The organism is Klebsiella sp. EMBS2024, from assembly GCF_036233805.1.
Classification (GTDB): domain Bacteria; phylum Pseudomonadota; class Gammaproteobacteria; order Enterobacterales; family Enterobacteriaceae; genus Klebsiella; species Klebsiella pneumoniae.
In genome coordinates this window covers 1,699,318-1,714,907 of the sequence record NZ_JAZARW010000001.1, presented here as the reverse complement: position 1 = coordinate 1,714,907, position 15,590 = coordinate 1,699,318, and the positions used below count along the sequence as shown (strand labels likewise).

The window sequence follows — 15,590 nt, the reverse complement described above, 5'->3', positions numbered from 1 at the left end:
GAGACANAACGCAGAAGATCAACCGGGAGCGCAATCTGNCCGGAATTAACATAGAAGTTGTAGCCCTGCCAAACGTTGTNGNCCTGCCAAACATAGTGCGAACAGGGACATTTCCGGTTGTGCCGNNATTTCGCCGGGTGGCGGCTNCGCCTTACCCGGCCTACGGGGTCTACAGGCGATCTTCGCTTCCCAGGCCCGGCAAGCGCTGCGCCGGAGGGCAATCTATCGGCGCCATACCCGCCATTTCGCCGGGTGGCGGCTGCGCCTTACCCGGCCTACAACGACTGCCGGGCAATCCGACTCGGACGACGACTCAACCCTGCGCGGCGTCGATGTCGTCAAACACCTGCTGCGCCAGATGCATCGTGGCATTGGCCGCCGGCAGCCCGCAGTACAGCGCAGAGTGCATGATCAGCTCTTTCAGCTCATCGCGGGTCACCCCGTTGTTAAACGACGCGCGCAGATGCATCTTCAGCTCCGCCTCGCGATTGAGAGCGATCAGCATGGCAATAGTGATCATGCTGCGGGTATGGTGATCGAGCCCCGGACGCGTCCAGGTCTCGCCCCAGGCATAGCGGGTAATAAAGTCCTGAAACTCATCATTCAACGGCGTCAGATGCTGCAGCGTACGGTCGACGTGGGCGTCGCCCAATACTTTGCGCCGTACCGCCATCCCGTCCTGATAGCGCTGTTTATCATCCATGGCGTTCCCCCTGGAAAAAGCTCAGCAGCGCCGAAGTAAAGCTTTTCGGCGCCTCAATGTTAGACAGATGCGATGCCGCCAGAACCACCACCTCGGAGGCGGGGATCTGCTGCTGCAGGAAATGAGCGTCACCGACCGTGGTGACAGGGTCACTTTCCCCGGCGATGATTAGCGTCGGCAGCGGGATCTGCCCCACTTCGCCCCGCAGGTCGGCGGCGGCCAGCGCCTCACAGCAGGCGGCATAGCCTTCAGCATCGGTATGGGTCAGCTGGTGACAAAGCGCCTCGACCACCTCCGGCGCCTTCTGGCGAAACGCGTGGGTGAACCAGCGGTCTGCCGCTCCGGCGGCCACCACCGCCATCCCCTCCTGACGTACGGCCCGCGCCCGCGACAGCCAGCTGGCCTGATCGCCAATGCGCGCCGCGGTGTTGGCGACCGCCAGACCATGAAAACGCTCCGGCGCAAAGCGGCCCAGCCACAGGCCGGTCAAACCGCCCATCGAGATCCCGCAGAACCAGGCGCGGTCGATATTCAGGTGATCGAGCAGCGCAATCACATCCTCACCCAACTGGGCGAGGGTCACTTTGCCATTTTTCGTCGTTTTACCGTGGCCGTGCGTGTCGTAGCGCAGCACCCGGAAATGGGCGGTTAACGCCTCGATCTGCGGCTGCCACATCGCCCGGGTGGTGCCCAGCGAATTGGAGAGGACGATAACCGGCGCGCCATCCGGCCCGTCGAGTTGATAATCAAGATTCATCACGTTGCTCCTGATAACGCGCCAGCACCTGGCGCACAAAGCGTTCGGCGCTGCCGGTCGCCGTTGCCGGGTCCAGCAGCGTGGTTAAGCGTTCACGAGAGAGATACTGACTGACCTGTGGGTCAGCCGCGAGCAGATCGACCAGCGGGCAGTGACGGTCCAGCGCCTGGCGGCACAGCGCTTCGATGTGATGATGCGCCTCGGCTTTGCCAATGAATTCCGCCAGCGCCAGAGTCACCGCCTCAGCCATAATCAGCCCATGGGTGATATCGAGATCGGCGCGCATTTTCTGCGGGAAAACCTGCATGTCGCGCACCAGCGCCTCGCTTTGCGCCAACGCCCCGCCCACCAGGGTAATTAGCTCCGGCAGGGTCTCCCACTCCGCCTGCCAGCCGCCCAGCGCCCGCTCATGCTGCTGGAGTTGGCTGGCGTAGAGCGTCGCCATCAGTCCCGGCGTACGCTGGGCGGCGGTCAGGATCGCCGCGCAGGCCACCGGATTGCGCTTATGCGGCATCGTCGACGAACCGCCGCGACCTTCCGCCACCGGCTCGCCTACCTCAGCCACTTCGGTCTGCATCAGCAGGGAAAAGTCGTTAGCGAATTTCCCCAGCGTGCCGCAGACGCCGGCAAACCAGGCGCCCGCCTCCAGCAGCCGATCGCGCTGGCTGTGCCACGGAGTATCCGGCAGCGACAGACCGAGGATCTGCGCCAGCGCCAGGCCAACCGCCGGCCCTTTCTCTTTTAGCGCGTCCAGAGTGCCCGCGGCGCCGCCGAACTGCAGCACCAGCAGCCTCGGACGCATCTCGCGCAGCCGCTGCTGCCAGCGCAGGAGCGCGTCGAGGGTGCCCGCCAGCTTCAGGCCAAAGGTCACCGGCAGCGCGTGCTGCATCCAGGTCCGTCCCGGCATCACGGTATCGCGATAACGATCCGCCTGGAGTGCCAGGGCCGCCAACAGCTGCTCAAGCAGAGTCTCAGCGGCATCCAGCGCCCCGCGTAGCTGGAGCACCAGTCCGGTGTCGATGGCGTCCTGGCTGGTAGCGCCCCAGTGAACGTAGCGCGCAGCCTCGGGATCTCGCGCTTTTACCTGGGCCGTCAGCTGTTTCACCAGCGGGATGGCCAGATTACCGGCTCCCACTGCCGCCTCGCCCAGCGCGGCAAAATCGATGGCTTCGTGGCGGCAGGCCGCGACAATTGGCCCGACCGCTTCCGGCGGCACCATCCCGCAGGCGGCCTGCGCTTGCGCCAGCGCCGCTTCAAAATCCAGCATGCCCTGCACCCGCTGCGCGTCGCTGAACCAGTCGGTTAGCGGACTGCTGCGCAGCATCGGGGTCAACAAACTCATTCTGGCTCCTTAAACACGTTCAATAATCAGGGCGATCCCCTGTCCGACGCCGATGCACATGGTGCACAGGGCGTAACGACCGCCGGTCCGTTTCAGCTGATAAGCCGCGGTCATCGCCAGCCGGCCGCCGGAGGCGCCGAGCGGGTGGCCCAGCGCAATCGCCCCGCCGTTAGGGTTCACGTGGGCGGCATCGTCCGGTAAGCCCAAATCACGGGTCACCGCCAGCGCCTGCGCGGCGAAGGCTTCATTCAGCTCAATGACATCCATCTGGCCTAATGTCAGGCCGGTCTGCGCCAGCACCTTGCGCACCGCCGGCGCCGGGCCAAACCCCATGATCCGCGGCGCAACGCCAGCCGTCGCCACGCCGACCACCCGGGCCAGCGGCTGAAGATCGTTGGCCGACAGCGCCGTCTCGCTGGCCAGCAGCAGCGCGCAGGCGCCGTCGTTAACCCCGGAGGCGTTACCGGCGGTAACGCTGCCCTCGGCGCGCACCACGCCGCGCAGTTTAGCCAGCGCCTCCAGCGAGGTACTGCGCGGGTGCTCATCGCGGCTAAACAGCAGCGGCTCGCCTTTGCGCTGCGGCACCTGGACGGCGATCAGCTCATCGGCGAAACGCCCCGCCTCTTGCGCCGCGGCGGTACGCAACTGACTGCGTAAGGCGAACGCGTCCTGATCGGCACGGGAGATGGCAAACTCATCGGCGACGTTTTCCGCCGTCTCCGGCATGGAATGCACGCCGTACAGGGCTTTCATCTGCGGGTTAATAAAGCGCCAGCCGATGGTGGTATCCTCCATCTGCATGCTGCGGCTAAAGGCGCTCTCCGCTTTCCCCATCACAAACGGCGCGCGGGACATGCTCTCCACCCCACCGGCGATCATCAGCTGCGTCTCCCCGCTTTTAATCGCCCGCGCCGCGACGCCGATCGCGTCAAGGCTGGAACCGCACAGGCGGTTGATGGTGCTCCCGGGCACGCTCTCCGGCAGGCCGGCCAGCAGCAGCGCCATCCGCGCCACGTTGCGGTTATCTTCCCCGGCCTGGTTGGCGCAGCCAAAGATCACATCGTCAATGCGCGATNGATCCAGTCCCGGGTTCCGCGCCAGCAGCGCTTTCAGCGGCAGCGCCGCCAGGTCGTCAGCGCGCATCGTCGCCAGGGCACCGCCGAAACGGCCAAAGGGTGTACGCACCGCATCACAGATAAATGCCTGATTCATCATAGGTTCCTTACGCGCTTTCCGCCAGTTGTTGAAAGGTCAGTGGCACCGGAGTGATGCGCTGCAGCTCTTCAAAAGAGAGGCCGGTAAAGATTTCCCGCACCACCGGGCCGCGGTCGGTGATGTCGATCACCGCCAGGTCGGTATAGATCCGGCTGACGCAGCCGACGCCGGTCAGCGGGTAGCTGCACTGCGCCACCAGCTTGCACTCGCCGTCACGGGTCAGGTGGTCCATCATCACAAATACCTGGCGGGCGCCGATGGCCAGATCCATCGCCCCGCCAACGGCCGGGATCGCATCCGGCGCACCGGTGCTCCAGTTGGCGAGGTCGCCGCTGGCGGAAACCTGATAGGCCCCCAGCACGCAGATATCGAGATGGCCGCCGCGCATCATGGCGAAGGAGTCGCCGTGGTGGAAATAGCAGCCCCCCTGCAGGAGGGTGACATACTCTTTACCGGCATTGATCAGCTCGGGATCTTCTTCCCCGGGCTGCGGTTTCGGCCCCATCCCCAGCAGGCCGTTTTCGCTGTGCAGGAACACCTCTTTGTCAGCGGGCAGGTAATTGGCGATGCGGGTCGGCAGGCCGATACCGAGGTTGACGTAAGCGCCTTCGGGAATATCGCGGGCCACGCGCTGGGCCATTTCATCACGGGTCAGTTTTTGCATGTCGGGCTCCTCAGGCGCGTTGTGCGGCAGTCAGGTTTTCCAGCGAGAAGACGCGCTGGACGAAAATGCCGGGGGTGATGATGTTTTCCGGGTCGAGGTCGCCCAGCGCCACCAGCTGCGAGACCTCTACGATGGTGGTTTTCGCCGCTGTCGCCATGATCGGGCCAAAGTTGCGCGCCGCCTTGCGATAGACCAGGTTGCCCCAGCGGTCGCCCTGGTGGGCTTTAATCAGCGCGAAATCGGCTTTGATCGGGTACTCCAGCACGTAGTGGCGACCGTCGATTTCCCGTGTCTCCTTGCCTTCCGCCAGCGGCGTGCCGTAGCCGGTGGGGGTAAACACTGCCCCCAGCCCGGCGCCGGCCGCCTGGATCCGCGCCGCGAGGTTGCCCTGCGGCACCAGCTCCAGCTCCACTTTGCCGCGACGGTAGAGATCATCGAAAATCTGCGAATCCACCTGGCGCGGAAAGGAGCAGATCATTTTGCGCACCCGGCCCGCCTTGAGCAACGCGGCGAGACCCACTTCCCCGTTGCCGGCGTTGTTATTTATGATGGTCAGGTCGCGAGCGCCCTGGTCAATCAGGGCGTCAATCAGAAAGGTCGGCTGGCCGGCGGGGCCAAAGCCGCCGATCATAATAGTCGCCCCATCGTGGATCCCGGCGATGGCCTCGCTCAGCGTCGATACGCTTTTATCAATCATCAGGTCGCTCCAGTGATGTGCGGTAATCGCACTTTTATTCGTTGTTCGCACAAAATGTGACCCGCTTAACGATGTCGGTCAAGGGCGATAATCGAAATATGGTGCGATAATCGAACATCGGTTATCTTTAGCGAAAGAATGTGATCGATGGCAAATATGGGGAACAGAAATGGACAAGCATCCAGACGATTTACTGACCGGCGACGGCGATCCGTTTAAAGGCGATCCTAACTTTATGGCCTCCCTGGCGCGGGGTCTGGAGGTGATTCAGGCGTTCACGCCGCAGCGGCCCCTGCTGTCTATCTCACAGATCAGTCAGAAGACCGGCATCCCGCGCGCCGCGGTACGCCGCTGCCTGTATACCCTGAGCAAGCTGGGGTTCGTGTATGCCGAAGACGGTAAGAATTTCCAGCTGCGGCCGCGGATCCTGGCGCTGGGCCACGCCTGGCTGGCCTCGACGCCGCTGGCGCGTTCGGCGCAGCCGGTGCTGCGGCATCTGAGCGAAATGCTCAATGAGTCCTGCTCCATCGCCACCCTCGACGGCGACGATATCCTGTATATCGCCCGCGCCTCCAGCTCGCGGATTATGACCATCGACCTGGATATCGGCAGTCGCCTTCCGGCGTGGGCGACCTCGATGGGCCGGGTGCTGCTGAGCCATCAGCCGGAGGAGAAGCTCAACGATATGCTGGGCCGGGTGACCATGATCCGCTATACCCCACAGACGGTGGATTCGGTGGCGAAGCTGCGCGCCGAACTGAAACGGGTGCGTCAGCAGGGGTATGCCCTCAACGATCAGGAGCTGGAGATGGGGCTGCGCTCCCTCGCGGTCCCGCTGTTTAACGCTCAGGGGCAGGTTCAGGCGGCGCTCAACGTCGGGGTGCATGCGGGCCAGATGACGGCCCGCGAGATGATCGAGCGCGTGCTGCCGGAGCTGCAAAAAGCCGCCCGCGAGCTGACGCTGCTTCTGCGCTAACGACTGCGCTTGGCGTGCTGCTCCCAGGTCTCCTGCTTCGCCTGCGCCGATTTACGCAGCGCGACATAGCAGGCGCCGCTGCCGCCATGATGCGGAAGCGCGGCGCAGAAGGCCTGCACCTCCGGCAGCTCTTCCAGCCAGCGCGCCAGATAGCTGCGGATAATATTGGCGTGGGACTGGTCGTCGCGGCCTTTGCCGTGAACGATCAGCACATTGCGTAACCCCTCTTTCTGCGCCTGTACCATAAAGGCGAAGAGCATCTGCCGGCACTGTTCCACCGGCTGGCGCAGCAGGGAGAGGCTCGCCTGCTGGCTGTATTTCCCCCGCCGCAGCTTATCCAGCACGCCGCTCTGCAGCCCTTCTCGCTTAAACTCCAGCGGCGTGGCGAGCGGCACGATATCGAGATAGCCGGTGGTGAGAAAATTATCCAGCTGCAGGGTATCGACGCGTTGCGGGGCCCGGCTGTTACGCCCGGGATGCCAGTGCACGTCATTATTACGTTTCAGAGGCTGGACATCTTCCATGGCGTCAAGAAACAGGGATTTGTCATCAAGGTTCATGGGCTCTCCTCCAGCGGCTGTCGCCAGCTACTATAGCCGCCTCGCGCTCCCCTCTCAACGCGTTTAGCCGCGTTCGCTGGCAAAGTGAGCGCGACGGACGATTAAGGAAACAATTGTCGGCTCTGGCGGCGGAACAGGGTGATTAACGACGCCGTGAGCGGCGTCTGCCGGGTATCGCGCCGCTGGATCAGATAATAGGTGGCGGTGGGTAACACTTCACGGATGGGGATCATCACCAGTTTGTCGGCCATCAGCGGGTCGTTGCCCAGCTCCACCGGCAGGATGCTGAGAAAATCACTTTTCACCACCAGGCTGATGCAGGATGAGAACGTTTCGCAGACGATCCCCACCTTTGGATCCCGTCCCAGCTGTTCGAAGCGCTCCTGCAGCTGCTTGAAGTAGCTGCCGCGCGGCGTCGGCATGGTCCAGTGGTGATCCATCAACTCCCCCAGCGAGGTGGCCTGCGCCGCCGGATGGCCCGCGCGGGCGAACACCGCGAACGGTTTCTCAAACAGTTTCTCAAAGCTGAACTCATGGTCGTACGGCCCGGGGTAATAGGTATTGATGGTGAAATCCAGCTCTCCCTGGCGCAGCTCATTGATCATCGCCAGCAGTTGGCCCTCCATGATCCGCACCTTTACCTGCGGATGCTGCTGATGAAAGCGGCAGATCACCGACGGCATCAGCGACCGGGCGACGCTGGCGCCGAGGCCAATATTAATTTGCCCGGCCTGCTCGCCCTGGCGCTGCAGCAGTTCGTCCTGCGCCGCCCGCAGCTCCTCAAGGATCAAGCTCGCATGTTGGTAAAAGCTTTCGCCGTTTTCGGTCAGCGCCACCCCCTGACTGCGGCGCACGAACAGCTGGGCGGAAAGCCCCTCCTCCAGCTCTTTAATCGCTTTGGTCAGGGCCGGCTGCGAGACCGCCAGCGCCCGGCTGGCACCGCGAATACTCCCTTCCCGGGCCACTTCGACGAAGGCGCGGATATGATGAAATTTAATCTGAAATGCCATGCTTTCGGTGATAACCATTGTTTATCAGACAGAAGAAATTCACATCTACTGTAATCCATCAGGCTGTGGCAGGTTAAGTGGGATACGGCCTGTAAAACGCAAGTGATAAACAAAAGCTATCACATCGTGAACGCCGTCACATTTTTTACTTATGACAGGATAAGCTATGCCGCAACTTGATGAATACCTCCGCCAGCTGGCGCCCTCCATGACCCAATGGCGCCGCGATTTTCACCTGCACGCTGAATCCGGCTGGCTGGAGTTTCGCACCGCCAGTAAGGTCGCGGATATTCTTGACGGGCTCGGCTATCAGCTGGCGCTAGGCCGCGACGTCATCGATGCCGACAGCCGGATGGGGCTGCCGGACGAGGAGACCCTGGCCCGGGCTTTCGAACGCGCCCGCGAACAGGGCGCGCCGGAGCGCTGGCTGCCGGCGTTTGAAGGTGGTTTCGCCGGCGTGGTGGCCACGCTCGACACCGGGCGGCCCGGGCCAACCCTGGCCTTTCGCGTCGATATGGATGCCCTCGATCTCAACGAACAGCATGACGATAGCCACCGCCCCCATCGCGATCATTTCGCCTCCTGCAACGCCGGCATGATGCACGCCTGCGGCCATGACGGCCATACCGCCATCGGGCTGGGGCTGGCGCATGTGCTCAAGCAGTATGCCGCCCAGCTCAATGGCGTCATTAAACTGATTTTCCAGCCTGCTGAAGAGGGTACCCGCGGCGCCCGCGCGATGGTGGCCGCCGGCGTGGTTGATGACGTGGATTATTTCACGGCGATCCATATTGGGACCGGCGTGCCGGCAGGTACCGTCGTCTGCGGTGGAGACAACTTTATGGCCACCACCAAATTCGACGTGCAGTTCAGCGGCGTGGCCGCCCACGCCGGCGGCAAGCCCGAGGACGGGCGCAACGCGCTGCTGGCCGCCGCCCAGGCCGCCCTTGGCCTGCACGCCATCCCGCCGCACAGCGCCGGCGCCTCGCGGGTCAACGTCGGGGTGATGCAGGCCGGTACCGGGCGCAACGTGGTGCCCTCTTCCGCGCTGTTAAAAGTGGAAACCCGCGGCGAAAGCGAAGCCATTAATCAGTACGTGTTCGAGCGGGCGCAGCACGTCGTCGCCGGGGCTGCGGTGATGTACGAAGCCCGCTACGAACTGCGCATGATGGGCGCGGCGACCGCCAGCGCACCGTCGCCGGCGTGGGTGGACTATCTGCGCGAACAGGCCGCCCGGGTGCCCGGCGTGCAACAGGCGGTGGATCGCATCGCCGCCCCGGCGGGCTCGGAAGACGCCACCCTGATGATGGCCCGGGTCCAGGCGCGCGGCGGCCTCGCCTCGTACATGATTTTCGGCACTGAACTCAGCGCCGGTCACCACAACGAAAAGTTTGACTTCGACGAGAGCGTGATGGCGGTAGCGGTCGAAACCCTGGCGCGCGTCGCGCTTAACTTTCCCTGGCAGCGGGGGGTGTAATGGAAGCCATTTTTCAGTTTGTGGACGAGGTGGTTGAGGCACAACGCGACACTTACTGCGCCATCGCCGACGACATCTGGGACCACCCGGAGACCCGCTTTGAGGAGTTCTGGTCAGCCCAACGGCTGGCCGACGCCCTGGAGGCGGAAGGTTTTCAGCTCACCCGCGATGCCGGCGGGATCCCGAATGCCTTTATCGCCAGCGTCGGTGAGGGCCAACCGGTCATTGCCCTGCTCGGCGAATTTGACGCCCTGGCGGGACTCAGCCAGCAGGCCCACAGCGCGGAACCGACGCCCTTGACGCCGGGAGCCAACGGCCACGGCTGTGGGCACAATCTGCTCGGCACCGCGGCATTCGCCGCGGCGGTCGCCGCCAAAGGCTGGCTGCAGCAGCACGGCGACAGCGGCACTCTGCGCTTCTACGGTTGTCCCGGCGAGGAAGGCGGTTCGGGAAAAACCTTTATGGTGCGCGAAGGGTTGTTTGATGATGTCGATGCGGCGCTGACCTGGCATCCGGAAGCCTGGGCCGGGATGTTCAGCACCCGCACCCTCGCCAACATTCAGGCGGCATGGCGATTTACCGGCACCGCGGCCCACGCCGCTAATTCGCCGCACCTGGGCCGGAGCGCGCTGGATGCCGTCACCCTGATGACCACCGGCAGCAATTTCCTCAATGAACATATCATCGAGAAGGCGCGCGTCCATTACGCCATTACCGATACCGGCGGCGTCTCGCCCAACGTGGTGCAGGCGCAGGCGGAAGTGCTGTATTTGATCCGCGCGCCGGAGATGGCCGACGCTGAGCAAATCTTCGCCCGCATAGAGAAGATTGCCCAGGGGGCCGCGCTGATGACCGAGACCCAGGTCAGCTGCCGCTTTGAAAAAGCCTGCTCCAGCTATCTACCCAACCGCACGCTTGAGGCGGCGATGTATCAGGCGGTCTGTCATTACGGTACCCCCGCCTGGAGCGACGAGGAACGCGCTTTTGCCGCGGCGATCCGCGCCACCCTCAGCGCCAACGATATTAACAACAGCCTGAACAATATTGCCGGCACCAGTGGCGAGGAAGGCAAAACGTTCGCTCGTCGCCACCGCGACACCTTGCTGATTGATGAGGTGGCGCCCTGGGCGGCCACGGATAACGTCCTCGCCGGATCCACCGACGTCGGCGATGTTAGCTGGAAAGCGCCGGTGGCCCAGTGCTTCAGCCCGTGCTTCGCGGTGGGTACCCCGCTGCACAGCTGGCAGCTGGTGAGCCAGGGCAGAACCTCCATTGCCCATAAAGGGATGTTGCTGGCGGGGAAAGTGCTCGCGGCGACCGCCATCCGTTTATTCAGCGACAGCGCCCTGCTGGAGGCCAGCCAGCAAGAGTTCAGGCAGGTACTGGCCGAACGCCCCTATCGTTGCCCGATCCCGGCGGAGGTGAGTCCGTCCGTTTTACGATAACCACTTAGAGGCTACTCCTGGCCAACGCTGACCGGATCGCGGCACGCACCGCCCATAATAACCGCCGGCAGTACGGGAGCAGGCCTGCCCAACACAACAACGACAACAGAGGAATGCCCATGAGTATGTCATCCATACCGTCATCTTCCCCCGGCGGAAAGCGCTATGGCTGGGTAGAGAAGATCGGTAACAAGGTCCCGCACCCGTTTTTGCTGTTTATCTATCTCATCGCCGTGCTGATCGCTGCCACGGCAATCCTCTCCGCCCTCAACGTTGGGGTACAAAACCCAACTGACGGTTCGCGGGTGGTGGTCAAAAACCTGCTCAGCGTGGAAGGATTGCACTGGTTTTTGCCGAACGTGATTAAAAACTTCAGCGGTTTCGCGCCGCTGGGGGCGATCCTCGCCCTGGTGCTGGGCGCCGGCTTTGCCGAGCGGGTGGGCCTGTTACCGGCGTTGATGGTCAAGATGGCCTCGCACGTCAGCGCCCGCTATGCCAGCTATATGGTGCTGTTTATCGCCTTTTTCAGCCATATCTCTTCCGATGCGGCGCTGGTGATTATGCCGCCGCTGNGAGCGCTGATGTTTCTTGCCGTCGGTCGGCATCCTGTCGCTGGTCTGCTGGCGGCGATAGCCGGCGTGGGCTGCGGCTTTACCGCCAATCTACTGATTGTCACCACCGACGTGCTGCTCTCCGGGATCAGCACCGAGGCGGCAAAGTCCATCGATGCCTCTTTGCACGTCAGTGTGATCGACAACTGGTACTTTATGGCGACCTCGGTGATCGTTCTGACGCTCGTCGGCGGACTGATCACCGATAAGCTGGTCGAGCCGCGGCTGGGCCAGTGGCAAGGCAGTCGTGATGAAAAGCTGCAGACGCTGACGCCCGCGGAGCGGTTCGGCCTGCGCATCGCCGGCGTGGCGACGCTGGTATTCGTGGCGGTCATCGCCCTGATGGTGGTCCCCGAAAACGGTATTCTTCGCGATCCGGTTCAGCATACGGTCATGCCCTCGCCGTTTATCAAAGGCATCGTGCCGCTAATTATCTTTTTCTTCTTTGTCGTGTCGCTGGCATACGGCATCGCCACCGGCAAAATTCGCCGCCAGGCCGACCTGCCGCAGTTGATGATTGAGCCGATGAAAGAGATGGCCGGGTTTATCGTGATGGTCTTCCCGCTGGCGCAGTTCGTGGCGATGTTCAACTGGAGCAACATGGGCAAGTTTATGGCCGTCGGGCTGACGGATCTGCTGGAGAGTTCAGGCATGAACGGTGTTCCGGCGTTTGTCGGTCTTGCGCTGCTGTCGGCTTTTCTGTGTATGTTTATCGCCAGCGGCTCGGCCATCTGGTCGATTCTGGCGCCGATCTTCGTGCCAATGTTTATGCTGTTGGGCTTTCACCCGGCGTTTGCGCAGATCCTGTTTCGTATCGCTGATTCATCGGTGCTGCCGCTGGCGCCGGTGTCACCGTTTGTGCCGTTGTTTCTCGGCTTTCTACAGCGCTACCGGCCGGATGCCCGCCTCGGCACCTACTACTCGCTGGTGCTCCCTTACCCGCTGATTTTTCTCGCCGTCTGGCTGCTGTTGCTGGTGGGCTGGTATCTGGTGGGACTGCCGATCGGCCCTGGCATCTATCCGCGGCTGTCTTAACCCACCGATGCGCCAGGGACGGCCGCCTTAGCTTAACGCGATATCTTCACTTTGAACTTACGGGTCGCTTCCCCGGCTCCGGCGAATATGCCGAAAAGCGCGCGATACCCCCGCTCAAGCAACAGCGACATACCGTGAATAACCAGACCGCTGAAGATCAGTACGATTACGCCAGTCAGTATATATTGCATAGCTCCACCTCTGAGTTATTAACCGCGCCGCGCCGACGCGGTAGCACTTTCCCGAGCGCGCACAGCGGCGCGGAGGACCGACGTCGTCAGCTTAAAAGTAGCAAAAACCCTGTCCGGTAACCCGCCAGGATCGATCCAAAAATAAATCATCGTGGCGATCGCAGAATGCCTCCACGGCGGATAGCCCGCCGTGCTATCTGGCGATGCGGTTTTACCTTTTGGGAGTATAGTTGACTGCCGTCAGCGCGTGGTATCGTGTGCCTCTCATGTACGATGGTGGATGACAGAAACGATGTTGACCTTGCTGCAGGATAAAATGGATACCCCGCTGGGGCCGTTGTGGGTGCTTTGCGACGAACAGTTTAATTTGCGCGCCGTCGAGTGGGACGAGCACCGCGATCGGATGGAAACGCTGCTCGACGTACACTATCGTCGGGAAGGTTATCAGCGCGTCGACTGCCGCAATCCCGGCGGTCTCAGCAGTAAGCTGAGCGACTATTTTGCCGGCGATTTAGCCATTATCGAGACTCTGCCTACCGCCACCGCCGGCACCCCTTTTCAGCGCCAGGTCTGGCAGGCGTTACGCGATATCCCTTGCGGCCAGGTGATGCACTACGGCCAACTGGCCGAGGCGCTCGGTCGTCCCGGCGCCGCGCGCGCGGTGGGCGCCGCCAATGGCGCCAATCCGGTGAGTATCGTGGTGCCCTGCCATCGGGTCATCGGGCGCAACGGCACCATGACCGGCTATGCCGGCGGCGTACAGCGTAAAGAGTGGCTTTTGCGTCATGAGGGCTATCTGTTGCTTTGACTGAAAATGCCTTTTCTGGAATTTTCAGGTAATTTTACAATCAAAAGTGGCGTAATAATCTGTTTTTAATCAAATAGATACACAAGCGATTTGATTTACCCTGCTGATATTACGTGTTTCCGGGCCTGAAGGCTTACCTGCTGATCAAAAAGATGTTAAAATTGACCAATATCAATTAAGGCCTGAGCAGACATATGATCCCTGAGAAGCGAATTATTCGACGCATTCAGTCTGGCGGTTGTGCAATCCATTGTCAGGATTGCAGCATTAGCCAGCTCTGCATCCCCTTTACTCTGAACGAGCATGAGCTTGATCAGCTGGATAATATTATCGAGCGGAAAAAGCCTATCCAGAAAGGTCAAACCTTGTTCAAAGCCGGTGATGAGCTGAAGTCGTTGTACGCTATTCGCTCCGGGACCATCAAAAGCTATACCATCACCGAGCAAGGTGATGAGCAGATCACTGGCTTCCATCTGGCGGGCGACCTGGTGGGCTTTGACGCCATCGGCACCGGTCTGCACCCGAGCTTTGCGCAGGCGCTGGAAACCTCAATGGTCTGCGAGATCCCCTTCGAAACTCTTGACGATCTTTCCGGAAAAATGCCCAATCTGCGTCAGCAGATGATGCGCCTGATGAGCGGTGAGATTAAAGGCGACCAGGATATGATCCTGTTGCTTTCCAAAAAGAATGCCGAAGAGCGCCTGGCCGCGTTTATCTATAACCTTTCTCGTCGTTTCGCCCAGCGCGGCTTCTCACCACGTGAGTTCCGGCTGACCATGACCCGCGGCGATATTGGCAACTATCTCGGCCTCACCGTCGAAACCATCAGCCGTCTGCTGGGCCGTTTTCAGAAAAGCGGCATGCTGGCGGTGAAAGGCAAATATATCACTATTGAAAACAGCGATCTGCTGGCCCAGCTGGCCGGGCAGGCGCGCAACGTCGCTTAATCTCTGCGCAATACCTGGTCACGATCGGCAATTTTTTCAGATTTGTTGATCTGACCAGGCTCCTCCCCTGTTTCAATTCATCCATATAGGTTATCTTTTTAATAACTGACGGTAGCTGCAGTTGTAAGGAGACCCTGTATGGCGAAGTATCAGAGCATGCTGGTAGTAATCGATCCTAACCAGGACGACCAGCCGGCGCTTAGGCGAGCGGTGTACCTGCACCAACGGATTGGTGGACGCATCAAAGCCTTTTTGCCGATCTATGATTTTTCCTATGAAATGACCACCCTGCTGTCGCCGGACGAGCGGACGGCAATGCGCCAGGGCGTCATTGCCCAACGAACGGCCTGGATCCGCGAGCAGGCGAAATTCTACCTGGAATCGGGCGTGCCGATTGACGTGAAAGTGGTGTGGCACAACCGTCCCTTCGAAGCGATTATTCAGGAGGTGGTCAGTGAGAAACACGATCTGCTGCTGAAGATGGCCCACCAGCACGACAAACTGGAGGCGGTGATCTTTACCCCGACGGACTGGCATCTGCTGCGTAAATGCCCTTGCCCGGTGTGGATGGTCAAAGACCAGCCGTGGCCGGAAGGCGGCAAAGCGCTGGTCGCCGTCAATCTCGCCAGCGAAGAGAATTATCACAACACCCTTAACGAGAAGCTGGTTCGCGAGACGCTGTCGCTGGCGGAAGAAGTCAACCACACTGAAGTGCACCTGATCGGTGCCTACCCGGTGACGCCGATCAATATCGCGATAGAACTGCCGGATTTTGATCCCAGCGTCTACAACGACGCGATCCGCGGCCAGCATCTGCTGGCGATGAAAGCGCTGCGGCAGAAGTTTGGCATCGATGAAAAATTCACCCACGTCGAAAAAGGACTGCCTGAAGAGGTGATCCCGGACCTCGCCGAGCATCTGCAGGCGGGGATCGTGGTGCTGGGAACGGTCGGACGTACCGGCCTGTCGGCGGCGTTCCTCGGCAATACCGCGGAACAGGTTGTCGACCACCTGCGCTGTGACCTGCTGGTGCTGAAACCGGAGGCCTACCAGACGCCGGTGGAACTGGACGACGACGACGACGATTAACCGCTACCGCTCATCTTCCCCCGCCTCGCGGGGGATTTTTTTGCTTGCTGCCAGCCAGGCACA

General features: G+C 61.5%; 16 protein-coding genes. 7 read left to right on the top strand and 9 right to left on the bottom strand.

Annotated features, from left to right (window positions below):
• Nucleotides 1-313 precede the first annotated feature (313 nt).
• From pcaC to VZP09_RS07655, 6 genes are all read right to left on the bottom strand, one after another.
• Entirely contained in the window at nucleotides 314-703 is a 390-nt protein-coding gene (pcaC, locus tag VZP09_RS07680; protein ID WP_004143067.1) for a 4-carboxymuconolactone decarboxylase, read from the bottom strand.
• Entirely contained in the window at nucleotides 696-1,460 is a 765-nt protein-coding gene (gene pcaD, locus VZP09_RS07675; protein ID WP_004151556.1) for a 3-oxoadipate enol-lactonase, read from the bottom strand. Before pcaD ends, pcaC begins: the two co-directional genes overlap by 8 nt.
• Nucleotides 1,450-2,802, bottom strand: a complete 1,353-nt coding sequence (locus VZP09_RS07670; protein ID WP_019705898.1) for a 3-carboxy-cis,cis-muconate cycloisomerase — start codon at nucleotides 2,800-2,802, stop codon at nucleotides 1,450-1,452. Before VZP09_RS07670 ends, pcaD begins: the two co-directional genes overlap by 11 nt.
• Nucleotides 2,803-2,811: 9 nt before the next feature.
• On the bottom strand, nucleotides 2,812-4,014 hold the full coding sequence (pcaF, locus tag VZP09_RS07665; RefSeq protein WP_328795476.1) for a 3-oxoadipyl-CoA thiolase: 1,203 nt from the start codon (nucleotides 4,012-4,014) through the stop codon (nucleotides 2,812-2,814).
• A 10-nt stretch (nucleotides 4,015-4,024) separates the two neighbouring features.
• Entirely contained in the window at nucleotides 4,025-4,681 is a 657-nt protein-coding gene (locus VZP09_RS07660) for a 3-oxoacid CoA-transferase subunit B (RefSeq protein WP_032414881.1), read from the bottom strand.
• A gap of 10 nt (nucleotides 4,682-4,691) precedes the next feature.
• A complete protein-coding gene (locus VZP09_RS07655; RefSeq protein WP_002903522.1) occupies nucleotides 4,692-5,378 on the bottom strand; it encodes a 3-oxoacid CoA-transferase subunit A in 687 nt (228 codons plus the stop codon).
• A 169-nt stretch (nucleotides 5,379-5,547) separates the two neighbouring features.
• Between VZP09_RS07655 and VZP09_RS07650 the strand changes: the two genes are divergently transcribed.
• Entirely contained in the window at nucleotides 5,548-6,354 is an 807-nt protein-coding gene (locus VZP09_RS07650; RefSeq protein ID WP_032419018.1) for an IclR family transcriptional regulator domain-containing protein, read from the top strand.
• Here VZP09_RS07650 and smrA read toward each other — a convergent pair.
• Both smrA and VZP09_RS07640 read right to left on the bottom strand, forming a co-directional pair.
• Nucleotides 6,351-6,914, bottom strand: coding sequence for a DNA endonuclease SmrA (smrA, locus tag VZP09_RS07645; protein WP_004143055.1), 564 nt, complete (start codon nucleotides 6,912-6,914; stop codon nucleotides 6,351-6,353). The genes VZP09_RS07650 and smrA overlap by 4 nt on opposite strands.
• A 101-nt stretch (nucleotides 6,915-7,015) precedes the next feature.
• Nucleotides 7,016-7,924: a LysR family transcriptional regulator gene (locus VZP09_RS07640; protein WP_328795018.1), complete on the bottom strand. Its 909-nt coding sequence runs from the start codon at nucleotides 7,922-7,924 to the stop codon at nucleotides 7,016-7,018.
• A 166-nt stretch (nucleotides 7,925-8,090) separates the two neighbouring features.
• On the opposite strand from VZP09_RS07640, the gene VZP09_RS07635 reads away from it, so the two are divergent.
• The 3 genes from VZP09_RS07635 (at nucleotide 8,091) to abgT (ending at nucleotide 12,492) form a co-directional block, all read left to right on the top strand.
• A complete protein-coding gene (locus tag VZP09_RS07635) occupies nucleotides 8,091-9,401 on the top strand; it encodes a M20 family metallo-hydrolase (RefSeq protein WP_032414878.1) in 1,311 nt (436 codons plus the stop codon).
• Nucleotides 9,401-10,846: a M20 family metallopeptidase gene (locus tag VZP09_RS07630; protein ID WP_020805029.1), complete on the top strand. Its 1,446-nt coding sequence runs from the start codon at nucleotides 9,401-9,403 to the stop codon at nucleotides 10,844-10,846. The genes VZP09_RS07635 and VZP09_RS07630 overlap by 1 nt, the downstream gene beginning before the upstream one ends.
• 119 nt (nucleotides 10,847-10,965) lie before the next feature.
• Nucleotides 10,966-12,492: a p-aminobenzoyl-glutamate transporter gene (gene abgT / locus VZP09_RS07625; RefSeq protein WP_328795017.1), complete on the top strand. Its 1,527-nt coding sequence runs from the start codon at nucleotides 10,966-10,968 to the stop codon at nucleotides 12,490-12,492.
• 32 nt (nucleotides 12,493-12,524) lie between these two features.
• Here abgT and VZP09_RS07620 read toward each other — a convergent pair whose 3' ends face one another.
• Nucleotides 12,525-12,683 carry a hypothetical protein gene (locus VZP09_RS07620; protein WP_002903398.1) on the bottom strand — a complete coding sequence of 53 codons (159 nt, stop codon included), beginning with the start codon at nucleotides 12,681-12,683 and terminating at the stop codon, nucleotides 12,525-12,527.
• Nucleotides 12,684-12,975: 292 nt separating this feature from the next.
• Between VZP09_RS07620 and ogt the strand changes: the two genes are divergently transcribed.
• From ogt to uspE, 3 genes are all read left to right on the top strand, one after another.
• Nucleotides 12,976-13,491, top strand: a complete 516-nt coding sequence (gene ogt / locus VZP09_RS07615; protein ID WP_004224598.1) for a methylated-DNA--[protein]-cysteine S-methyltransferase — start codon at nucleotides 12,976-12,978, stop codon at nucleotides 13,489-13,491.
• A 194-nt stretch (nucleotides 13,492-13,685) separates the two neighbouring features.
• Nucleotides 13,686-14,438, top strand: coding sequence for a fumarate/nitrate reduction transcriptional regulator Fnr (fnr, locus tag VZP09_RS07610; RefSeq protein ID WP_002903394.1), 753 nt, complete (start codon nucleotides 13,686-13,688; stop codon nucleotides 14,436-14,438).
• Nucleotides 14,439-14,576: 138 nt separating this feature from the next.
• Complete coding sequence (uspE, locus tag VZP09_RS07605; protein WP_002903391.1) at nucleotides 14,577-15,527, top strand: universal stress protein UspE; 951 nt, start codon at nucleotides 14,577-14,579, stop codon at nucleotides 15,525-15,527.
• The last annotated feature ends 63 nt before the right edge of the window (nucleotides 15,528-15,590 follow it).

What these genes read in the sequence shown, in the direction of transcription:
- fnr (WP_002903394.1), top strand. Translation starts at nt 13,686, where the DNA reads ATGATCCCTGAGAAGCGAATTATTCGACGCATTCAGTCTGGCGGTTGT.
- VZP09_RS07620 (WP_002903398.1), bottom strand. Translation starts at nt 12,683, where the DNA reads ATGCAATATATACTGACTGGCGTAATCGTACTGATCTTCAGCGGTCTG.
- VZP09_RS07650 (WP_032419018.1), top strand. Translation starts at nt 5,548, where the DNA reads ATGGACAAGCATCCAGACGATTTACTGACCGGCGACGGCGATCCGTTT.
- VZP09_RS07655 (WP_002903522.1), bottom strand. Translation starts at nt 5,378, where the DNA reads ATGATTGATAAAAGCGTATCGACGCTGAGCGAGGCCATCGCCGGGATC.
- VZP09_RS07670 (WP_019705898.1), bottom strand. Translation starts at nt 2,802, where the DNA reads ATGAGTTTGTTGACCCCGATGCTGCGCAGCAGTCCGCTAACCGACTGG.
- pcaD (WP_004151556.1), bottom strand. Translation starts at nt 1,460, where the DNA reads ATGAATCTTGATTATCAACTCGACGGGCCGGATGGCGCGCCGGTTATC.
- VZP09_RS07635 (WP_032414878.1), top strand. Translation starts at nt 8,091, where the DNA reads ATGCCGCAACTTGATGAATACCTCCGCCAGCTGGCGCCCTCCATGACC.
- smrA (WP_004143055.1), bottom strand. Translation starts at nt 6,914, where the DNA reads ATGAACCTTGATGACAAATCCCTGTTTCTTGACGCCATGGAAGATGTC.
- ogt (WP_004224598.1), top strand. Translation starts at nt 12,976, where the DNA reads ATGTTGACCTTGCTGCAGGATAAAATGGATACCCCGCTGGGGCCGTTG.
- VZP09_RS07660 (WP_032414881.1), bottom strand. Translation starts at nt 4,681, where the DNA reads ATGCAAAAACTGACCCGTGATGAAATGGCCCAGCGCGTGGCCCGCGAT.
- uspE (WP_002903391.1), top strand. Translation starts at nt 14,577, where the DNA reads ATGGCGAAGTATCAGAGCATGCTGGTAGTAATCGATCCTAACCAGGAC.
- VZP09_RS07630 (WP_020805029.1), top strand. Translation starts at nt 9,401, where the DNA reads ATGGAAGCCATTTTTCAGTTTGTGGACGAGGTGGTTGAGGCACAACGC.
- pcaC (WP_004143067.1), bottom strand. Translation starts at nt 703, where the DNA reads ATGGATGATAAACAGCGCTATCAGGACGGGATGGCGGTACGGCGCAAA.
- VZP09_RS07640 (WP_328795018.1), bottom strand. Translation starts at nt 7,924, where the DNA reads ATGGCATTTCAGATTAAATTTCATCATATCCGCGCCTTCGTCGAAGTG.